The organism is Brachybacterium sp. p3-SID1565, from assembly GCF_025143785.1.
Classification (GTDB): Bacteria; Actinomycetota; Actinomycetes; order Actinomycetales; family Dermabacteraceae; genus Brachybacterium; species Brachybacterium epidermidis.
Map to the genome: position 1 here is coordinate 12,698 of NZ_JAMBDS010000036.1, position 19,833 is coordinate 32,530.

Here is a 19,833-nt window from a genome sequence, read left to right on the forward strand (position 1 = left end):
GAGCTGGTGGCTGAGCCGCGACGAGACCGGTGGCCTGCGCTGCACGGGCGATCGTTTCCCCTTCCCGGCCGAGCCCGGGCTGTGGGCGGGTGAGATCCTCGACCGCTTCCAGGGTACGACCGCAGCCCGAACCTGGCCTGGGGGTTAACCCCCGTTCTCCTGGCAGTGGAGCGTGGGGTGAGGGTCATGCACCGTCAGTCGGCGTACGTGGGCCCCCGGGAGGTTCGATGCCTATGGGTGCTCCCACAGCGCGGAGATCGGCAGGCCCCACACCTGCTCCGTGAGCTGGCGTGTCTCCTCGGTGAGGCCGAGGACGGCGCCGCCGACGAAGCGATCGCCCAGCCTCTGCGCCAATGCCCGGATCCCGCGGGAGTGCTCGGCTCGGAACGTCGAGGAGGCCTTCACCTCGATCAGGAACACGCGGCCATCCGCGAACTCGATCACCACGTCCACCTCCAGGCCATCGCGATCACGGAAGTGGAACAGCTCGAACTCCTCGGCCGACCAGCCCCTCTGAGCCATCAGCTGGGCGACCACGAAGGCCTCGAGCTGCGCACCCAGCAGCGGTGCCGCCGTGAGCGTCGAGAGCTGCGCGGCTCGCAGCTTCGACAGTCGCGTGGCCAGACCGGAGTCGGCCACCGCCACCTTGTGCCTGCCTACTTCCCTCTTGGTGAGGTTCGCCCGCCAGGGTGGCAGGTCGTGCGTGAGGTACATCGTCGACAGGGCGTTCAGGTATCCCGAGACCGATGACCGTGGGATCGACAACTCGTCGGACAGCCGCGCCTGCACCAGCTCCCCGCCCTGGTTCGCAGCCACCATGCGCAGCACAGCAGCCAGCCGATCGCTCGACAGGCCCCGGGAGACATCCGCGACGTCACGGGTGATCACCCGGTCCAGATAGCTGTCGAACCAGGTGCCGTGGAGCCTGACCGGGAGGCGCTGGATCTCCGGGTAACCGCCGCGAAGGATCGCCTGGACGTACTGCTCCCTCGACCATCCGTGCCCAGCCCCGGTGAGGGCCCCGTTCGTGGTGCGGACCCAGTGGGCGAAGTCCTCCTTCCGGCCGGCGAGCTCCCCCTGGCTGAGGCCGAACAGATCAAGAGTCACAGCGCGACCGGCCAAGGAGTCAGGCGACCGCGACAGGCGCAGCAGGTCGGAGGATCCGGTGATCAGGAACCGGCCGGGACGGCGGTCCGCATCGATCGCCGACTTGATCGCCAGCAGCACCGACGGTTCGCGCTGCACCTCGTCGATCACCAGGGGACCCTCGCCGGCCTGCCGCACGAAGGCGCGCGGATCCAGCCGGGCCGATTCCCGCACGTCGTCGTCGTCGAAGCTCACTGCCACATGTGGGCGGGATCCGGCGACCATCGACGCCAACGTGCTCTTCCCGACCTGGCGGGCACCCTGGATCACGACGGCAGGGAAGTGTGCGAGGAGATCCTCCGCCTGAGGGAGAAGGTTCCGCGTGATCAGCGATGTCATGGATCCAGTCTAGTCGTGACCGGCGTTTCGCGACAGATCTTGCCGGACATTCGCGACACCCCGGTCGGACGTTCGCGGTACCCCTTGCCGGACGTTCGCGACACCCCGGCCGGACGTTCGCGACGCCCGAACCGGCGTTTCGCGACCCATCCCTGCCCGATCCATCCCGGTTCAGGCGCGCCAGCCGCCTCACCCCCGCGCGAGCAGCTCCGCGATCTGCGGGTGCCCCGCCTCGTAGCCCTCCAGCAGCAGCCGGCCCAGCGTCGGGGAGCTGACCAGCGGGTGCGTGGCGAAGCCCTGCCAGGCGGCGTCCCGGGAGCCGGTCACCGCGGCCTCAAGGATCTTCCGCTCCGAGGCCCGCAGGGCGGCCATCATGCCCAGCCGCCCCAGTTCCACGGGGGCGACGGGCTGGGGGTGCACCCCGTCGCCGTCGACCACGCACAGCACCTCCAGCACCGCATCGGCCGGCAGCTCCGGAACGATCCGCTCCGAGGCCGGGGCATGCTCCCGACCTGCGCCGATGTTGCCGACGTCCAGGATCATCTGTTCGGAGCGTCCGGTGGCGATGGCGGTCATCAGCCGCAGTGCGACTTCCTGGTAGCCACCGCCGGCCACGTCCTCCTCGCGGCGCTCCTCGTCGCGGGACTCGGCCATGTAGGTGGCCTCCCGCTGGTGCAGCGTGCCGCGCCACAGCTCCAGGGGAGAGGAGCAGCATGCCTCCCCGCGGGCCCCGAGCGTGGCCTCCTCACCCGCCGCATAGAAGTCGCCCTGCTGCTTGGCCAGGAACTCCCCGCGTGTGGTCGCGGCCGCGGTGATCCGCTCGATGGCGGAGGTGGTGTGCAGGTAGTAGTACAGGTACTCGTTGGGCAGGGCGCCGTCGGCCCGCACCCAGTCCTTGCCGATCAGTCGGGCCTCCTCGATCTCCTCGAGGGCGTCGTCGTCGACCAGCAGGCCCGGCAGGCGGTCCTCGCCGTCGATCCGCACGGATCGCAGCCAGCCCAGGTGGTTCAGGCCCACGTAGTCCACCTCGGCCACGGGGGCGCCGGTGGCCGGGTCGTCGGCCACCACGTCCACGCCCAGCAGGCGGCCCACGCGGCGCACCAGTCCGATCGGGGTGTCGCAGATGCCCACCACGCGGTCGCCCAGCACGGTGCGCATCGCCTCGGTGACGATCCCGGCGGGGTTGGTGAAGTTGATGACCCACGCCCCCGGTGCGGCCTCGGCCACGGTGCGGGCGATCTCCAGGGCCACCGGGATGGTGCGCAGGGCGTACGCCAGGCCGCCGGGGCCGATGGTCTCCTGGCCCAGCAGCCCCAGGTTCAGCGCCACCCGCTCATCGACCGTGCGGGCCTCCGCGCCGCCCACCCGTACGGCGCTGAACACGAAGTCGGCGCCGGCCACGGCCTCGCGCAGGTCCGTGGTGACCACCAGGCGCGGCAGGGCGGCGGGGCGGCCGTCGGCCCCCGCGCCCGCCCGGCCGTCGGCCCCCGCTCCCGCCCGGCCGTGGGCCTGCAGCTCGGCACCCATGGCCTCGATCACGGCGGTGATGGTGCGCAGGCGGGACGCGTCGATGTCGTGCAGGGCTACCTCGTCCACGGTGAGCCCGGTGGCGCCGGTGGCGACCGCTTCGTACACCAGGGGCACGCGGAATCCGCCCCCGCCCAGGATGGTGAGCTTCATGGCAGCAGGACCTCCAGATCCTCGTCGTCAGGCAGGGACAGCTGATCGGCGGTGAGGGCCCGGTCGGTGACCAGGCCGGTGAAGCGGGACAGAGGGGCCACCTCGAGGAATCCCGAGCCGGGGAACTTGTCGTGGTCGGCCAGCAGGTAGGCGCGGGCGCTCACGTCCAGCAGCCCGCGCTTGACGGAGACCTCGCTGGGGGTGGAGTCCAGCACGGTGCCGTCGGCCCGCACCCCAGAGGTGCCCAGGAAGGCGGAATCGACCCGCACCTGCCTCAGGGCCGATTCGGTGAGCGTGCCCACCAGGGACTGGTAGTTGGGGCGCAGCAGCCCACCGAGCACCAGGATGTCGATCCCAGGAGCGTCGGCCAGGGCCCGCACCACCGCGAGGGAGGCGGTGACCACAGTCAGCGAGCGGGTCATCAGCAGCGGGCACATGGCCGCCACGGTGGTGCCGATGTCCAGGGCGATCACGTCACCGTCCGCGATCAGCGCCGCGGCACGCTCGGCGATGAGGCGCTTGGACTCCGGTGCGCTGGCGGCCACGTGCTCGAAGGGGCGGGCGTCGGGCTCCGGCCGCACGCTGCCGCGCACCGTGCAGGCGCCCCCGCGCACGCGCCGCAGCAGGCCGTCGGCGGCGAGCTGCTCGAGGTCGCGGCGGATCGTGGCCTCGGAGACGGAGAGCATGCTGCTGAGCTCGCCCACCGAGACGGTGCCCCGGCGGCGCACGGCGGCGACGATGCCCGCGTGACGCTCCTCGACCAGCATGCTCGAACCGTAGCACCGATCACGCAGCTCCGAGCAGGTTCGCGCAAAGACGATCGAAAGGGTGCAGAGTTGTGCAGATTGTGCGACGATGGTCGCCCACGTCACAGCACTGTCGCTGTTCATGACCTCCAGGAGGACCCCATGCGCCGCCGCACCTTCCTCGGCTCCACTGCTGCCCTGGGCTCGATTGGCCTCGTTGCCGCCTGCGCCCCCGGATCCGATACGGGAGGGGGCAGCGGAGGCACCGACGGCGGCGGCTACGGTCCCGCGCTGCCGATGGTGATCCTGTTCCTGTTCCTCCAGCGGTACTTCATCCGCAGCATGCTCGAAGGAGCCACCACGTCATGACCACGCCCGAACCCGGCCGTCCCTACCTCGCCGACCCCGCGCTCGACATGCCGGGCCCGACCGGCGCCGACCCCGCCGGCAGCGAGCAGGGCCCCGCCGGCATTGAGCCCGAGCGCACCGACCCCACCCCGTCGGCCCCCTGCGGGGACTGGGACCCCCTGGCTGAGCAGCGCAGCCCCGAGGACCCGCCGCTGGACGTGCTGCTCTCGGGCACCGTGTTCTTCGACATCGTGTTCACCGGGCTGGACCGCCTGCCCGCACCGGGAGAGGAGCTGTGGAGCAAGGGCATGGGCTCCAGCCCCGGCGGCATCGCCAACCTCGCCACCGCCGCCGCCCGCCTGGGCCTGCGCACCGGCCTGGTGGCGGGCTTCGGGGACGACGCCTATGCCGACTGGATGTGGCAGACCATGGCCGAGGAGGAGGGCATCGACCTCAGCGCCTCCCGCCGCTTCCCCGACTTCCACTCCCCGCTGACCGTCTCCATCGCCGCCCACGGCGACCGCGCCATGGTCACCCACGGCCACGACCTGCCCGAACCGCTCTCATCGCTGATCGCCAAGGCCCCCAAGGCCCGCGCCGCCGTGGTGGACCTGGCCGGGGAGACCAGCTGGTGGGCGGCCCTGGCCCAGGGCGGCTCCAAGGTGTTCGCCGACATCGGCTATGACGAGACCGGCCGCTGGGATCGCAGCGACCTGGCACCCCTGGTGCACTGCCACGCCTTCACCCCCAATGCCGTGGAGGCCATGGCCTACACCCGCACCGACAGTCCCGACCGGGCCGTGCGGGCGCTCGCCGAACTCGTGCCGCTGGCTGTGGTCACCGACGGCGAGGCCGGCTCCTACGCGATCGACGGCTCCACCGGCGAGGAGGCCTACTGCCCGGCCGTGCCCGTCACCGCCATGGATACCACCGGCGCGGGCGACGTGTTCGCCGCCGCCCTGGTGCTGGGCACCCTCGCGCAGTGGCCCCTGGTAGAGAGGCTGAAGTTCGCCTCCCTGTGCTCGGCCCTGGCCGTGCAGCAGTTCGGCGGGTCCCTGGCCGCCCCCGGCTGGGGCGACATCACCGACTGGTGGCGCTCTCTCAGCTCCGCAGCAGATTCCGGGGACCTGCGCGCAGCCTTCACCCGCGACGGCTACCGCTTCCTGGACGGCGTGGTGCCCACCCACCAGGTGCTGGGCCGCCGCCGCGCCCAGGGCACCTTCGCCCTCGGCTCCGACGCCGGGCAGCACTGACCGAGCCCCCATGGCCTGAACGAATGGTTTCCTGCCCTCCGTGTCACCGCAGGCCACCAGGGGAACGTGAGGGCTGCTGCGGCTAGGCGCAGGTCCCATGCTCGCCTGCCCCGGCGCCGCGCACCTACCCGAGGTCGCCGGGCCCAGGCCCCCGTAGGAGCACGCCGCCGTCCACCGGGAGCGTGTGGCCGGTGATCCAGGAGGCATCGTCGGAGGCCAGGAACGCCACGGCCGCGGCGATGTCCTCCGGCTCACCCACCCGGCCCAGCGGATACATGTGCCGCATACGCTCGGACTCCTTGCCGTCCTCGCCCCACACGCGGGTGCGCACGGTGCCGGGCGCCACGGCGTTCACCCGGATCCCGTCGGGTGCGAGCTCGGCGGCCAGGTTCTGCGTCACCGAGAGCAGCCCGCGCTTCGCCGCGGAGTAGGGCGGGCCACCGAACGCCATCAGGGCATTCACCGAGGACACACTCACCACCGCCGCATGATCGCTGGCGCGCAGGTGGGGGAGTGCGGCCCGGGTGGCACGCACAGGCCCCAGGAGGTTCCAGTCCAGCATCCGCGTCCAGGTCTCGTCGTCGAGGTCATCGAAGGCGGGGTAGCCGGTGTCGTCGCCGCCGGCCACATTCGCCAGCACGTCCAGCCCGCCCAGCTGCTTCACCACCTCAGCCACGGCTGCGTCCACCGACCCGGGATCGGTGATGTCCATCTGCACCGCGAGGTGAGGAGCGGCGCTGGCCCCCGCCAGGGTCACGACCGTCGCGCGCGCGGCATCGAGATCGAGATCCGCCACGGCGACCTGGGCACCGTCCCGGGCGAAGCGTGCCGCGCAGGCCGCGCCGATGCCGTGGGCGCCGCCCACCACCAGCGCCCGCCGCCCGTCGAAGGTGCGATTCTGCCCCATTGTCCGGTCCCCATTCACCGCGCGAACAGTTTGACGAAGCCGCGCAGCACCCCGGCCGGAGCGCCGGCATCGACCTGGCTGACCTCCTCGATGAGATCGTCCATTTCGTCGGGGGAGAAGTAGCCGGCGTCCTTGTAGATGCGGATCCGCTGCACCAGGCCGGGCACGTCCAGCTCCGGGTGGAACTGGGTGGCGTACTGCCGGGTGCCCACGCGGAACATCTGCACCGGTGCCGTGGCCGAGCTCGCCAGGCACACGGCGTGCTCGGGCAGGGAGCGGACGCCCTCCTTGTGGCCGACGAACGCCGTGAACGAGTCCGGCAGGCCCGCGGCCTCCACCAGAGCATCGCGCCTGCCCTCCTCGCTGAGCCGCACGGTGACGGCGCCGACGGGCTCACCGTTGGTGCGGTCCACGATCGCACCCTGGTGCACCCCGAGCGTGCCCACGCCGTAGCAGGCGCCGAGAAACGGCACGTCGTGCTCGATCACCAGGTCCAGCACCCGCTTCAGGTCGCTCTCGACCCGCTGCTGGGTGGCGCTCTTGGAGTCCTCCGGGTCCGAGGTGGTGAAGGGGCTGCCGCCCACGATCACGCCGGAGTACTCGGCCAGGTCGATCTCGCCCAGGGGTGCTGCCTCGAGGTGCACCCGCACCAGCTGGTCCGCGCGCAGGCCGGCGAATCGACGGAACGCCTCGTACTCGGCGTCGGCGGCCTCGTCCTCGAACCGGGTGGCCAGCAGCAGGAACGGTCTCATCCGCGCATCGTAGCCTCAGGCCGACCCACTGATTCACAGGCGGGCCGCTGGCCCTCGCGCAGGCGCCGCGACGGGTCCGGCACACTCTCCAGCAGCGCCCGCGTGTACTCGTGCCGAGGGCTGCCCAGCACCTGGTGCACGGTGCCCTGCTCCACGGCCCGGCCGCGGCGCAGCACCGTCACGTGATCGGCGAGCGATCCCACCACCGCGAGGTCGTGGCTGATGAACACGCAGGCGAAGCGCGCCTCCTCGATGGCCTCGCGCAGCACCTCGATCACGTGCGCCTGCACGGTGACGTCCAGCGCGCTGGTGGGCTCGTCGGCGATCAGCAGCGAGGGCTGCAGGATCAGCGCGCGAGCGATCGAGACCCGCTGCCGCTGCCCGCCGGAGAGCTCGTGGGGCAGCCGCTGCGTGTAGGACGCGGGCAGGCGCACCTGCTCCAGGGCGTGATGCACTCGCCGGTCTACGTCGGCGCGGCCCACCCCGCCCGCCAGGTGCAGGGGCTCGCTGATGCTCCACCCGACGGTGCGGCGAGGGTTCAGGGACGAGGCCGGGTCCTGGAACACCAGGCCGGCCCGCGCGTACACCCCGCGGCGAGCCGCCGGGGAGAGGCTGCGGGGGTCCGTCCCGTCCAGTTCGAGCACGCGCGCCTGGGCCGGGACCAGCCCCACCAGGGCCTTGCCCCATGTCGACTTTCCCGAGCCCGACTCGCCCACCAGGCCGTGGATCTGCCCGCGGCCGATCTCGAAGCCCACGTCGTCCAGCGCCAGGTGGGACCCACCACGCCGGTCGTAGCGGACCGACAAGCCCTCGACGCGCACCACCGGGGGCTCCGATGCGGCGGTCCCGCGGGATGGGTCGCTCTCGCCCTGCGTGGCAGCATCGTCGTCGCCCCGTGCGGCAGTATCGTCGTCGCCCCGTGTGGACGCACCGTCCTTCTGCTCGGCGCTCGACCGCGCTGACGCCCGCTCCAGGCTGGGCAACAGTCTCGGCACGGCCGACAGCAGCGTCTGCGTATAAGGGGCGGTGGGGGCACCGAGCACCTGCTGGACGGTGCCGGTCTCGCGCACCTCGCCGCCCTGCAGCACCACCACGTCGTCGGCGATCTCGCCCACCACGCCCATGTCGTGCGTGATCAGCAGGACTCCGATGCCGCGCTCGCGCACGATCCGGGTGAGCAGGTCCAGCACGCCGCGCTGGACCGTGACATCGAGAGCGGTGGTCGGCTCATCGGCGATCAGCAGCGCGGGGTCCCCGCTGAGCGCGAGCGCGATCACCACGCGCTGCAGCTCACCGCCGGAGAGCTCGTGCGGGTAGGAGGAGGCGGTGCGGTCCGGGTCCGGCAGGCCCACCGAGGCCAGCAGATCCCGGGTGCGCTGCGCGGCTCGGGGGCGGGATCGGATGTTCTCGCGCACCCCGAGCACGTCGCGGAAGACGGCGCTGACCTTCATCACCGGTGACAGTGACTGCCCCGGCTCCTGGAAGATCATCCCGAGGCCCCCGGCGCGGGTGCGGCGCATCTGCTGGGGCGACCTGCCCAGCAGCTCCTCGCCTCGCAAGCGGGCGCTGCCGGTCACCTGTGCGCTGGCGGGTGCGAGCCCGATGGTGGCCAGTGCCGTCATCGACTTCCCGGAGCCGGACTCGCCCACCAGGGCGGTGATCCGCCCGGCGCGCACCGTGAGGTCCAGGCCCTTCAGGATCGGCCTGCCGGCGATGGTGACCCGCAGGTTCCGCAGGGCCAGCAGGTCCGGGTCTCCCGTGGAGCCGGGATCCTGCGCGGGCCCGGCATCGGTGGCGCGGGTGCTGTCGCTCATGCCTTCAGGGTGGTGGTGAGGTAGTTCGGGTAGGCCGGGAACTGCCCGATCACGAAGTTCTCCACCCCGGAGCCGTGGATGAAGGAGTTCTTCGAGTAGATCAGCGGCACCACGGGGGAGTCCTCCATGATCCGCTTGTCCACGGCCGCCCACTTGGCGGCGGCCTCGTCGGCGTCGAGGGTGGAGGAGGCCTCCAGCAGTGCCGCGTCCACCTCCTCGTTCGCATACCGCGCCAGGTTGTAGTTGCCGTTGCCGATCTGGGTGGACTCGAAAAGCGGGGTGAGGTTGGCGTTGGGGGAGGGCATGTCGGGCTGCCAGGAGCTGAGCACCATGTCGTAGGCGCTGCCGTCGCCCGCGGTCACCTCGGACTGGTAGGCGTTGGCGTCCAGCGGCTGGATGGTGACGGTGATCCCGGCTCGGGTGAGGGCCTGCTGGATCGACTCGGCGGCGGCGGTCTGGGTGTCCTGGATGACCAGGCGCAGCGACAGGTCCTGTGCCCCGGCCTCGGCCAGCAGGCGCCTGGCCTCCTCGGCATCGCCGGTGGGATCCTCGGCGTACAGGTTGTACTCCTCGCGGCCGGCGATGCCCGGGGTGATCAAGGTGGTGGCGAAGTCGCCGGAGATCTCCCCGCCCTTCGCGGTGCGGTACGCCTCCTTGTCCACGGCGTACTGCAGCGCCTTGCGGACGTTCACATCCTTCAGGGCCTCCGATTCGGTGTTCAGCGCCAGGTACTCCAGTGCCCCGGGGCCCGAGGTCACTAGGCGATCGCCCACCTTCGGGTCGTTGCGGGCCTGCACCAGCTGGGCGGTGGGCACGAAGCTGGCCAGGAACCCGTCCTGGGCGTCGGAGCGGTCGGCGATGATCGACTGCGCCACCACGCTCGCATCCTGGGCCAGCGCGAACTCGATGGTGTCGGGGCCGCCGGTGCGGGCCTGGTCGGTGCTTGCGTCCCAGTGCTCGTTGCGCACCAGCACGGCCTTGGCGCCGGGGGAGTAGGACTCCACGCGGTAGGGGCCGCTGGTCACAGGCTGGGTGGCGTAGGTCTCCGGCTGGCCGGAGTCCTCCGGGACCGGGGCGAAGGCGGGGTTGGAGGCCACCCAGCCGAAGTCGCCGTAGGGGCGGTTCAGGTGCAGCACCAGGGTGAGGTCGTCGACGGCCTCGATGGAGTCGAGGTGCTCACCGGAGAACGGCCCCGCGTAGTCCTCGCCGCCCTCCAGCAGCACCTTGTGGTAGGTGAGGCCGCCGGTGAGCTCGGGGGCGAAGGACCGCTCCAGCCCGTACTTCACGGCGGCGGCGGTGATGGGGGTCCCGTCCTCGAACTTCAGTCCCTCCTGGAGGGTGAAGGTCCAGGTCTTCCCGTCCTCGGAGGGGGTGCCGGTGTCGGTGGCGAGGTCGGGGATCAGCTCGGTGGGGGCGTCCGGAGAGGTCTTCCAGGCGGTGAGGCGGCGCGCGGTCAGGCCCAGGGAGGTGATCGCGAGGCTCTGGCTGGTGGCCGGGTCGAAGCTCATCTCCTCGCCGGTGGTGTAGATGGTCAGGGTGCCACCGGTCTGACCGCCGCCGTCAGACCCGGAGCTGCCGGAGCTCCCGGAGCCATTGCCGGAGCAGGCGGCCAGGGCGCCGGTGCCGAGCATCACGGGGGTGGCCAGCAGGATGCTGCGGCGGGAGAAGGTCGAGCTGGTGCGGGGCGAGGTGCTCATGGGGATGTCTCCTGGGTGGTGCGGGACGGCCGAGGGATCGAGTGGGTCGAGCTGGTCGGGTCGGGGCCGGAGGGGTCGGAGTCGGAGGGGTCGGGCTCGCCCGTGCCGTGGTCGGACAGGGTGGTGGTGCGCCTGCCGGTGGCGGCAAGGCGCCGGTCCAGCAGGGGGCGGGCGAGATCCGCGCAGAGGTTCGCAAGCACGATCAGCAGGGAGCCCACCAGGGTGGTGCCCACGATCACCGGCAGGTCGGCGGTGGAGGTCGCGTCCAGCAGCAGCGCGCCCAGGCCCGGCAGGCCGAAGATCCGCTCGGTGATGACGGTGCCGCCCAGCAGTGCCCCGATGTCCAGGGCGATCAGGGTGGTCAGCGGGAGCGCGAGATTCCGCAGCGCGTACCGGTCGATCCGTCGTTCCGGAAGGCCGGCAGCCCGTGCGGTGCGCGCGTAGTCCAAGCCCAGCTGCTCGATCATCGAGGACCGCACCAGGCGTGCGTATACGGCGCCATTGAGGAAGGCCAGGGTGATCCAGGGCAGAACCAGGTGGCGGGCCCACTGCAGGGGGCTCTCGATGAAGGGCTCATAGCCGCCGCTGGGCAGCAGGTCCAGCTGCAGGGCGAACACCACCACCGCCAGCAGGCCCACCACGAAGGCGGGGGCGGAGGCCGCAACCACGGACACCCCGGTCACGGTGCGGTCCAGGATGCCTCCCTGGCGGCGGGCGGCCAGCGCCCCGGCGGCGATCCCGAACAGTGCCTGCAGCGCGACGGCGCCCAGGGCGATCGAGAACGTGACCGGGAAGCGGTCCCCGATCAGCTCGGTCACCGACTGGTGCAGCTGGAAGGAGTACCCCAGGCAGGGGGCGGCGCACTGGACGGCCACCTCGGCCGAGCCGAAGGTGCGCCCGGTGAAGATCGCCACCAGGAAGGTGCCCAGTTGGGCGAACCACGGCTGGTCGAAGCCCATGAAGCCGCGGGCGGCCTCGAGGTCCTCCGGGGAGCAGGGTTTGCCGCACATCTGCAGGGCAGGGTCGATGGGGGCGAGGTAGAAGATCGCGAAGGTGAGCGTCATGACCATCAGCAGCACCACCACGCTGCGGGCCGCGCGCTGCAGGGCGGGGATCATCGCTGTGCCCCCCGGGGATCGAGGGCGTCGCGCAGGGTGTCGCCGAGGATGTTGAAGGAGAAGGTCACAAGGAACAGCGCCGCTGCGGGGAACAGCAGGAAGGCGGGGTCCACCAGCAACCAGCTGATGGCGTCACCGATCGACCGGCCCCACGAGGGGGTGGGCGGCAGCACGCCGACGCCGAGGAACGACAGGGTGGCTTCGGCGCTGATGCGGCCGGGCAGAGAGATGCAGGAGTAGACGATCACGGTGGAGGCGACGTTGGGCAGCACCTGGTGCCGCAGCACGTGGGCCAGGCGTGCCCCCATCACGCGGGAGGCCACCACGTACGGCTGACGCACGATCACGCGGGTCTCGGCAGCGACCACGCGAGCGATGCCCGGCCAGCCGAACACGCCGATGACCAGGGTGAGCAGCAGGGCGCGTGGGGCCTCGAGCGGGAACAGGGCGCTGAGGGCGATCGCGAAGATCAGGAAGGGGAAGCCCAGGGTGACATCGGTGGCCACCTCCACGAGCTTCTCGACGAACCCACCGACGGCGCCGGCCACGATCCCGAGCACCACGCCGATGACGGTGGCCAGCAGGGTGGAGGCGATGCCCACCAGCAGGGACACCCGGGCGCCGTGGACCACGAGGGAGAACAGGTCACGGCCGGTGCCGGGCTCCACCCCGAACCAGTGGTCGGCGCTGACCCCACCGAAGGCTCCCAGCGGCGCGGTGTCGGGGCCCAGGGCCTCGGGGTGGTACGTGAACGGGTCATTGTCGGACAGTGCGCTGAGCTGCGGGGCGAACACCGCAGCGAGCACGCTCGCCGCGACGACCACGGCAGCGGCAGCCGGGACGGGCCGCAGGAAGGCGCGCCACACGGGGGTCCGGGCGGTGCGGTCGTCCAGCGAGACCGCGGCCTCGACCGGGAGAGCATCGCTCGTCGTCATCATCGTTACTTTCGGTCGCGCAAAGAAAAACTATGGGCAGTATGGCACTGCCCTACACGCCCATGAACATCGCGGGGTCACGGAGCGTCACAGATCACCCTTGATCGCCTCGAGGATCCGCAGTCGTTCAGCGGCGGTCAGGCCCGGGCCGTTCTCCAGCACCCCGACCACCCCGCCGCCGATGTGCTGGAGCCGAGGCCGGTGAGGTGCTGAGCGATCAGGCCGCGGGTGCGCTCCTCGAGCGTCGACAGCTCGGGGTGGGCGTGGGGTCCTTCAGCAGGGGCCCTGCCGGGGGATCAGCGCCGCAGCTCGACCGCGCCCACCAGCGCCATCACCAGCACCGGGATCCACACGGCGATCCGCTCGGTCAGCCCCATGATCCCGCCGGAGTCCACGGTCCCCAGCATCACCACCGCCGCCACCAGCGCGAGCGCGGCGGCCACCAGGCACATCACACGCAGGGGCCCGCGCAGTGACAGCACCGCCAGCGCCATCACCGCGATCGGGCTCACTAGGATCGCCGGCAAGGACACCAGGCTGTGCAGCATCAGGTCCACGTCCAGCGGCACCAGGCCGGTGGCCAGGGTGGACGCCCCGGTAAGCGCGAGCGTGCCGACTGCGGCGACCGCGAGGGGACGGGACCGGCGCCACCACGCCCCGGCCAGGCACACCGATGCCACCAGCACCAGCAGGCCCGCCAGCACCATCCCGCCATTGACCACCGCATGGGCGGGGGAGCACACCTCCACGGCCCCGGAGGGGTAGGGGATCGCGGTGCAGGTGGTCGAGCCGAGGTCGCTGATGGTCTGCCGCACGGGGTCGTAAGGGAGGGCGGAGAGGGCCATGCCGACCAGTTCGGCGGGGATGGAAACGGCCTGCCCGAGCAGGGCCACGGCCCCGACGGTGACCAGGACGGGCCGGCGGGTCGAGGCGGGGCCGGTCGCGGCAGGACGGGGTGTCGTCGGGCGAGCTGTTGACGCAGGGGTCGCCGTCGGGCGGGCAGAGGAGGAGGTCATGCTCGCCATCCTGCGGTGCTCCCGCCCATTCGACCAACGATCCGGGCTGATCTCCGACCAAGGGATGAGAGGGCCGCACCTGTCGGCCCTGCTCACTTCCCCGCACGACATCATCAGCAGGTGGGTCTTGCCCGAGCCCGCGCCAGTGGTGGAGCTGACCCTGTCATCCCGCTGGGCCACCCCGTCAGCGGGAGCCGTCAGATCAGTCCGCCGCGGTTCAGTCCGCGACGGGGGTGCCGTCCACTCGTCGCCCGGCTTCCTCAAGGATGTTCTTGGCCATGGACGGGAACACCACGGCGTGGAAGGGGAGGATCGCCGTCCAGTACGCGCGGCCCACGATGCCCGAGGGCATGAACACCGCCCGCTGGCGGTAGACGCACCCCTCGGGGGTGCCCTCCACCCCCAGCTGCAGCCAGGCCCGTCCACCGGCCCGCATCTCGGCGCGGAGGGTGAGGCTGCGCCCGCGCTCCATGGACTCCACGCGCCACCAGTCCACCGGATCACCCACACGCAGGGTGCGCGGATCGCGGCGACCGCGGGTCAGGCCCGGCCCGCCCACGAGCTTGTCCATCCAGCCGCGGATCCTCCACAGGCCTGGTGTGGAGTACCAGCCGTTCTGGCCGCCGATCGATTCGATCACGGACCACACCGTGGCGGGGGGCAGCGTCGAGGTCTTCTCCCGCGTGTCCGTGTAGACCGTCTGCCCCGCCCAGTCCGGGTCAGCGGGGATCGGGTCGGCGGGTTCGGCCGAGGCCGTCAGGTCCGAGTCCCACGTCACCTCCAGTGGCCCTTCGGCCTGTCGGGCGAGGGCCTGCCGGACGGCCGCCCGGTAGGAGGTAAGACCGCCGGGCGGATCCGGGATCAGCCGCGCCACTTCATGGTTGTCGGTGACCGCGTCCTCCGCGAGCGAGGCGGCCAACTGGATGGCGATACCCACCGGGATCGGAGTGACCAGTCCGATCCACACCCCGGACAGCTTCTGCGCCGGCAGGGGCAGGGGCACCACCCGACGCCTGGCCAGCCCGGCCTCCGCGGCGAAGTCGGTGAGCATGGAGGCGAAGGTCTGGGCGCTGCCGCAGCCGATCTGGGCACGTGCCTGCACCGGCTCCTCCAGCGCGCACGCGTGCAGGAGGTAGTACAGGACGTCACGGATCGCGATCGGCTCCACCCGGTTGGCCAGCCACTTCGGGCCAGGCATCACGGGGAGCCGCTCGGCCAGGTGCCTGATCATCTCGAAGGAGATCGACCCGGTGCCGATCACCACGCCTGCCTCGAAGGTGAGGGTGGGCACCGAGCAGGCGTCCAGACGGCGTGCGACCAGTTCACGTGAGCGCATGTGGTCCGAGAGTTCGTCGACGGGCCGATCCGGGTGGAGCCCGGAGAGGTACACCAGCTGTTGCACGCCTGCCTGCTCCGCAGCCACGGCGACGACGTCGGCGATGCCCTGCTCGCGCTCCACGAAGTCTCCGCCGCTGCCCATGGAGTGCACCAGGTACAGCACCGTGTGGACCCCGTCCATCGCAGCTCGCACCTGGTCTGGTTCACTGAGGTCGCAGCGCACCAGGTCCACCTGATCGGCCCACGGGCGGTCGCTGAGGACCTCGGGTTTGCGGGCACCTGCCCGGACCTCGAAGCCGGCGGCCAGCAGTTCGGGGATGAGCCTCCCACCCACGTAACCGGTGGCCCCGGTGACCAGGACGGACCGGCCTGCGCCGGCGGGAGTGGACAGACTGAGCAGGGGCGAGGGTGCGTTCATGGGCCCACAGTAGAGCGCCTCTTCACAGATGAGGGTGTAGGAGCTGTCGGCGTGGCGGTGTCGGGATTGGCGTCCGCGCCTCGTGCTGCCGACCCCCGCCACGCCGACCCCGGCCACGCCGAGGCTCCCGCGCCAGGCCCCGCGCCGAGGGGACCGTGCAGGAGCCCCTGTCGGACGGGGCCGCGCAGGAGCCCCGATCAGAGGGGTCGGATCAGGTACGGCTCCAGCTCAGGCACACCACTGAGGGCCCCGGCCAACGCCTGGTCCGTCTCGGCAGGGATCTGCGCCATCGGCTTGCGGGCCTGCCCCACGTCCAGGCCACGGCCGCGCAGCACCGCCTTCAGGAAGGGGATGAACTCCCATCCGTCCATGCGGTTCCACACCGGCATCACCAGGTGCTGGAACCGTGTGGCCTCCGCCAGATCGCCCGCCCGGAACGCCGCGTACAGCTCCGCGAACACCCGGCAGATCACGTTGTAGGTGGAACCGATGCCCCCGTCGGCGCCCTGGGCGAGGGAGCCCAGCAGGGCGTCGTCGGCCCCGGAGAGGATCGCGAAGTCATCGGGCCTTTCGGCGCGCACGCGTGCCATCACCGACAGGTCGGCGCTGGTGTACTTCATGCCGTGCAGCACGTCCTGCTCAGCGAGCTCCAGGAAGAAGTCCGCCGGCAGCTTCCGGCCCGTCTGGCCGGGGATGTAGTACGCCAGCAGCGGCAGGTCCGTCTGCTCGCGGACTTCGCGGAAGTAGGTGGCCAGTGACTCGTCGGTGTACGTGAAGTAGGTGGGAATGTTGGCGCTGATGCCCGTGGCGCCGGCGTCGGCGGCCCTCCGTGCCAGCTCCAGGGTGTCGCGATGATCGCTCGCCGCCATGTGGAACAGGGCCGGACGACCGTCCGCCGCCTCCACGGTGGCCTCCAGGATCCGCAGACGCTCGGCGGTGTCGAGCAGGTAGCACTCTGCCGAGCTGCCGGTGACGAAGTAGCCGTCGGCCCCCTCCGCATTCAGGGTGCGCACCAAGCGCTGCAGCACCGGCAAGGACACCTCGCCGGCGCTGTCGTAGGGCGTGACGAGGGCAGGGATGATCCCCTGGAAGGTCATGGCTCAGCTCCGGTCCCGACCGATCCGCTCGGCCCGCGGATCTTCTGCCACGATTCTTCCGCCCGCCGAGACATCGGATGTATCCGATGGTCCCGATCAGAGGTCGTACGGCACCGGTATCCCTTGGCGTCGAGCGGCCGCCTCCATCCAGAAATAATCCCCCCATGCGCAGGGCTCATCGATCCCTCGGCCCGCCGGGTAGTAGTACAGCCCGCCTCCCAGCAGTCCCGTTCCCGCTCGGTCCGGCTGAGAGTACGGCTCCAGTGCAGCCTGCAGCCTGTCAGCGGCACCCGGGGGTCCTGTGGTGCCGTGTGGTGCTGACCCCTCCCAGGCAGTCAGCGCAGCCAGCACGATGGCCGAAGCAGAGGTGTCGGACGGCGTCTGCTCCCCCTGCGGCATCGAGAAGTCCCAAGGGGCCACCCCGGAGGGCAACGAATGGTCGAGGAACCTGCGCGCGAGCGCGGCCGCGTCCCCGCGCCACTGCTCGGCCTCATCCGGCGGAAGCCAGCCCTGGGCCCCCAGCATCCTGGCCGTCAGCTCCATCCCGTAGACGGTCCACGCCTGTGCCCGGGACCATGGACTGGTGGGGGAGTCCCCCTGGATCGTCGACGGGCCGCGCCGCTCGCCGGTGACCGGATCGATCTCGTAGCCGTGCAGCACCCAGCCCTCGGGCGTGGTGAGCAGCTCCCTCGCCGTGCGGGCATGACCGACGGCGACATCGGCCCAGGCCGGACGATCGAACTCGCGGGCTCCCCACAGCAGCAGCGGCAGGTTCATCCAGGTGTCGGCAATGAACCTCCCCGCGGGGCCGTCGTTGTCCCCGGGCTGGTCGATGTGTGCGCCGGTGGAGCCCTGCCAGCCGTGAGCACGCAGGAAGCGGCCCTCCGGGTTGTACCGCCCGGCCAGTGCCTCGCATGCTGCTGCAAGTGCTTCGCGGTACTGCGGCCGCACCCCGCTGCGGAGATCGGCGAGGGGCCCCAGGATCATCAGGAAGCCGAGGTCGTGGTCGAACTCGGGTCCACGGTCCATCACCAGACCGCACAGCTTCTCCTGCTCTGAGTCGAGCCGACGGCGCACCGAGGGGTCCTGGATCACCGCCTCAGTGAGGTGCAACTGGCCCAGCCAGAACCCCAAGGTCCAGGGCGGGGTGCGTGAGCCGTGCACGGCTCCCGCTGAGACGTCCCCGTCGATAGCGACGTACGGTGCGCCACCATCCGGCACCGACTCCAGCAAGGCGCGGGTTCGTTCGGCCATCGTCTCCAGGCGCGATCGGGGGTTCGAGGCCTCGGCGGGCATCACCCCTTCACCGATCCAGCGGTGAGGCCGGAGATCAACGTCTTCTGCACCAACGAGAACATGATCACCGCCGGGATCACGGCGATCGTGCCGGCTGCGAGGATCCCGCCCCAGTTGGTAGCGCCGATCGAGTTCATCACCTGGGCGATCCCGATCTGGAGAGTCTTGGAGTACTCGGAACTGGTGAGGATCAGCGCGTACTGGTAGTCGTTCCATCCCAGGATGAAGGCGTAGAGGGAGATCGCTGCCAACCCGGGCAGCGACAGCGGCAGGATGATCCGCCAGAACGTCCCGAACTTGGAGCAGCCGTCCATCGCTGCAGCCTCCTCGAGCTCCACCGGGATGGCGCGGTAGAACCCGGCCATCAGCCAGATCGCGGCGGGGATGGTGAGGGTCTGGTAGATCAGCACCAGCACCTCGCGGGTGTTGATCAGGTCCAAGGTGGCGGCGATCTGGTACCAGGGCACCATGATCATCGGGCCCTGGATCATCTGCGAGATGACGAGGAATGCCACCAGGGCCCGGGCCAGGCCGCCCTTGTAGCGGGCCAGGCCGTACCCGGCCACAGCACAGAACACTGTGGTCAGCAGGGCCGACATGATGTTGGTGGAGAACGTGTTGATGAGCAGCTGGGTCATGTCCATGCCGTCGGGTCGCAGCGCCCACCGGTAGTTGTCCAGGCTCACCCCCTCGAGGGAGAAGTCCGGGGTGGAGCCGAACAGCATCGAGTTCGGCTTCAGCGAGGAGAAGGCCATCCACAGTGCGGGCAGCAGGAGGAAGGCCATCAGCACGAACAGGGCGGTGTAGCGGCCGATGAGGTCCAGGGGCCTCACCCTCTTCTTGCGGGGGGCGATGACCTCGCCGGTGACCTGTGATGTCGTCATCTCAGGACTCCTTGTCTCGGAACAGCAGGGCGTACATGGCCGCGACCACGAAGATGATGACCAGGGCCAGGGTGGCCACCGCCCCGGCCATGCCGTACTCGAGCCGGTTGAACGCCCAGGTGTACACGTAGGTGGGCAGGATCGAGGTGGCGAAGCCCGGGCCGCCGTTGGTCAGGGCCCAGATCAGCTCGAACTTGAACCAGGTGGTGACCAGGGAGATCATCCCGGTGGTGAACAGGGTGCCGCGGATGGACGGGATCGTGACGTGGAAGAACCGCTTGACCCGCCCGGCGCCGTCCACCGCCGCGGATTCGTGGAGGTCCTGGGGGACGCCCTGCAGTGCCGCCAGCACCAGCAGGGTCACGAACGGCACTCCCTTCCAGGTGGAGGCGAACAGCAGCACCGGCCACACCCAGAACTCGGAGGCCAGGAACACCGTGGGCTGATCGAAGACCCCGAGCCGGGTGAGGAAGAAGTTCGCCAGTCCGGAGTTGGAGCCCTCGAAGATCCAACGCCAGATCACGCCGACCACCACCGTGGGAGTCACCCACGGCACCATCAGCAGCCCGCGCCACACGGAGCGAAGCGCGATCTTCGAGTTCAGGACCAGGGCCGCGAGCGTGCCGATCACGAGCTGGAGGATCACCGAGAGGAAGACCCAGATGAAGCTGTTGCGGACGATCCCCCAGAAGTGAGGGTCCTCGGTGAGGAGGCGTTCGAAGTTCTGGGCGCCGACGAACCCCGGGTCTGCGGTCCGGGCACCCTCGTCGGTCCACCCCATCCGCAGGGTCTCCAGCAGCGGATAGAACTGGAAGACGGCCAGGGTGATGAGCACCGGCAGCAGCAGGAGCAGCCAGAAGCCGGTCTTGTCGTACCAGCTGCGCATGCGCACGCCGCGCGTGCGGTGGCGCGAGGGTGGGGGAGCGGTCTGTCGGATGCTGGGGGAAGCCATGGTCTCTCCTGGAGGCGGGCGGGGGGGGGGGGGGGGGGGGGGGGGGGGGGGGCCCCCCCCCGGCGCCGCAGTACTGCTGGAGGTCGGCGTACAGCGG

Annotated in this window: 17 protein-coding genes; 2 read left to right on the top strand and 15 right to left on the bottom strand. The window is 70.9% G+C overall.

The genetic code is table 11. From position 1 onward, the window contains the following. Positions 1-231: 231 nt before the first annotated feature. The 3 genes from M4D54_RS09485 to M4D54_RS09495 form a co-directional block, all read right to left on the bottom strand. Positions 232-1,485 (bottom strand): ATP-binding protein, encoded by a 1,254-nt coding sequence (locus M4D54_RS09485; protein WP_259891093.1) that lies wholly within the window; start codon positions 1,483-1,485, stop codon positions 232-234. A 189-nt stretch (positions 1,486-1,674) separates the two neighbouring features. Then, complete coding sequence (locus M4D54_RS09490; RefSeq protein ID WP_259891094.1) at positions 1,675-3,165, bottom strand: 6-phospho-beta-glucosidase; 1,491 nt, start codon at positions 3,163-3,165, stop codon at positions 1,675-1,677. Beyond that, positions 3,162-3,932: a DeoR/GlpR family DNA-binding transcription regulator gene (locus M4D54_RS09495; protein ID WP_259891095.1), complete on the bottom strand. Its 771-nt coding sequence runs from the start codon at positions 3,930-3,932 to the stop codon at positions 3,162-3,164. Before M4D54_RS09495 ends, M4D54_RS09490 begins: the two co-directional genes overlap by 4 nt. Positions 3,933-4,073: 141 nt before the next feature. On the opposite strand from M4D54_RS09495, the gene M4D54_RS09500 reads away from it, so the two are divergent. Further along, positions 4,074-4,280, top strand: a complete 207-nt coding sequence (locus M4D54_RS09500) for a hypothetical protein (RefSeq protein WP_259891097.1) — start codon at positions 4,074-4,076, stop codon at positions 4,278-4,280. Continuing rightward, positions 4,277-5,512 carry a carbohydrate kinase family protein gene (locus M4D54_RS09505; RefSeq protein WP_259891099.1) on the top strand — a complete coding sequence of 412 codons (1,236 nt, stop codon included), beginning with the start codon at positions 4,277-4,279 and terminating at the stop codon, positions 5,510-5,512. Before M4D54_RS09500 ends, M4D54_RS09505 begins: the two co-directional genes overlap by 4 nt. A gap of 124 nt (positions 5,513-5,636) precedes the next feature. Here M4D54_RS09505 and M4D54_RS09510 read toward each other — a convergent pair whose 3' ends face one another. The 12 genes from M4D54_RS09510 to M4D54_RS09565 form a co-directional block, all read right to left on the bottom strand. Then, positions 5,637-6,419, bottom strand: a complete 783-nt coding sequence (locus tag M4D54_RS09510; RefSeq protein ID WP_193864956.1) for an SDR family NAD(P)-dependent oxidoreductase — start codon at positions 6,417-6,419, stop codon at positions 5,637-5,639. 14 nt (positions 6,420-6,433) lie between these two features. Further along, the gene (locus tag M4D54_RS09515; RefSeq protein ID WP_259891100.1) at positions 6,434-7,171 is read right to left on the bottom strand and encodes a glutamine amidotransferase; all 738 of its coding nucleotides are present in this window, start codon (positions 7,169-7,171) and stop codon (positions 6,434-6,436) included. Next, entirely contained in the window at positions 7,168-8,985 is a 1,818-nt protein-coding gene (locus tag M4D54_RS09520) for an ABC transporter ATP-binding protein (RefSeq protein WP_193864954.1), read from the bottom strand. The genes M4D54_RS09515 and M4D54_RS09520 overlap by 4 nt, the downstream gene beginning before the upstream one ends. Continuing rightward, entirely contained in the window at positions 8,982-10,682 is a 1,701-nt protein-coding gene (locus M4D54_RS09525) for an ABC transporter substrate-binding protein (RefSeq protein ID WP_193864953.1), read from the bottom strand. Before M4D54_RS09525 ends, M4D54_RS09520 begins: the two co-directional genes overlap by 4 nt. Then, positions 10,679-11,800 (bottom strand): ABC transporter permease, encoded by a 1,122-nt coding sequence (locus tag M4D54_RS09530; RefSeq protein WP_193864952.1) that lies wholly within the window; start codon positions 11,798-11,800, stop codon positions 10,679-10,681. The genes M4D54_RS09525 and M4D54_RS09530 overlap by 4 nt, the downstream gene beginning before the upstream one ends. Continuing rightward, positions 11,797-12,738, bottom strand: coding sequence for an ABC transporter permease (locus M4D54_RS09535; RefSeq protein ID WP_193864951.1), 942 nt, complete (start codon positions 12,736-12,738; stop codon positions 11,797-11,799). Before M4D54_RS09535 ends, M4D54_RS09530 begins: the two co-directional genes overlap by 4 nt. Before the next feature lie 293 nt (positions 12,739-13,031). Then, on the bottom strand, positions 13,032-13,751 hold the full coding sequence (locus M4D54_RS09540) for a DUF998 domain-containing protein (protein ID WP_193864950.1): 720 nt from the start codon (positions 13,749-13,751) through the stop codon (positions 13,032-13,034). Positions 13,752-13,968: 217 nt separating this feature from the next. Next, entirely contained in the window at positions 13,969-15,507 is a 1,539-nt protein-coding gene (locus M4D54_RS09545) for an SDR family oxidoreductase (RefSeq protein ID WP_259891102.1), read from the bottom strand. A 197-nt stretch (positions 15,508-15,704) separates the two neighbouring features. Then, the gene (locus M4D54_RS09550; RefSeq protein WP_193864948.1) at positions 15,705-16,604 is read right to left on the bottom strand and encodes a dihydrodipicolinate synthase family protein; all 900 of its coding nucleotides are present in this window, start codon (positions 16,602-16,604) and stop codon (positions 15,705-15,707) included. 96 nt (positions 16,605-16,700) lie between these two features. Next, positions 16,701-17,900: a glycoside hydrolase family 88 protein gene (locus M4D54_RS09555; protein WP_193864947.1), complete on the bottom strand. Its 1,200-nt coding sequence runs from the start codon at positions 17,898-17,900 to the stop codon at positions 16,701-16,703. Beyond that, positions 17,900-18,784 carry a carbohydrate ABC transporter permease gene (locus M4D54_RS09560; protein WP_193864946.1) on the bottom strand — a complete coding sequence of 295 codons (885 nt, stop codon included), beginning with the start codon at positions 18,782-18,784 and terminating at the stop codon, positions 17,900-17,902. The genes M4D54_RS09555 and M4D54_RS09560 overlap by 1 nt, the downstream gene beginning before the upstream one ends. Before the next feature lies 1 nt (position 18,785). Then, entirely contained in the window at positions 18,786-19,736 is a 951-nt protein-coding gene (locus tag M4D54_RS09565; protein WP_193864945.1) for a carbohydrate ABC transporter permease, read from the bottom strand. Positions 19,737-19,833 lie beyond the last annotated feature (97 nt).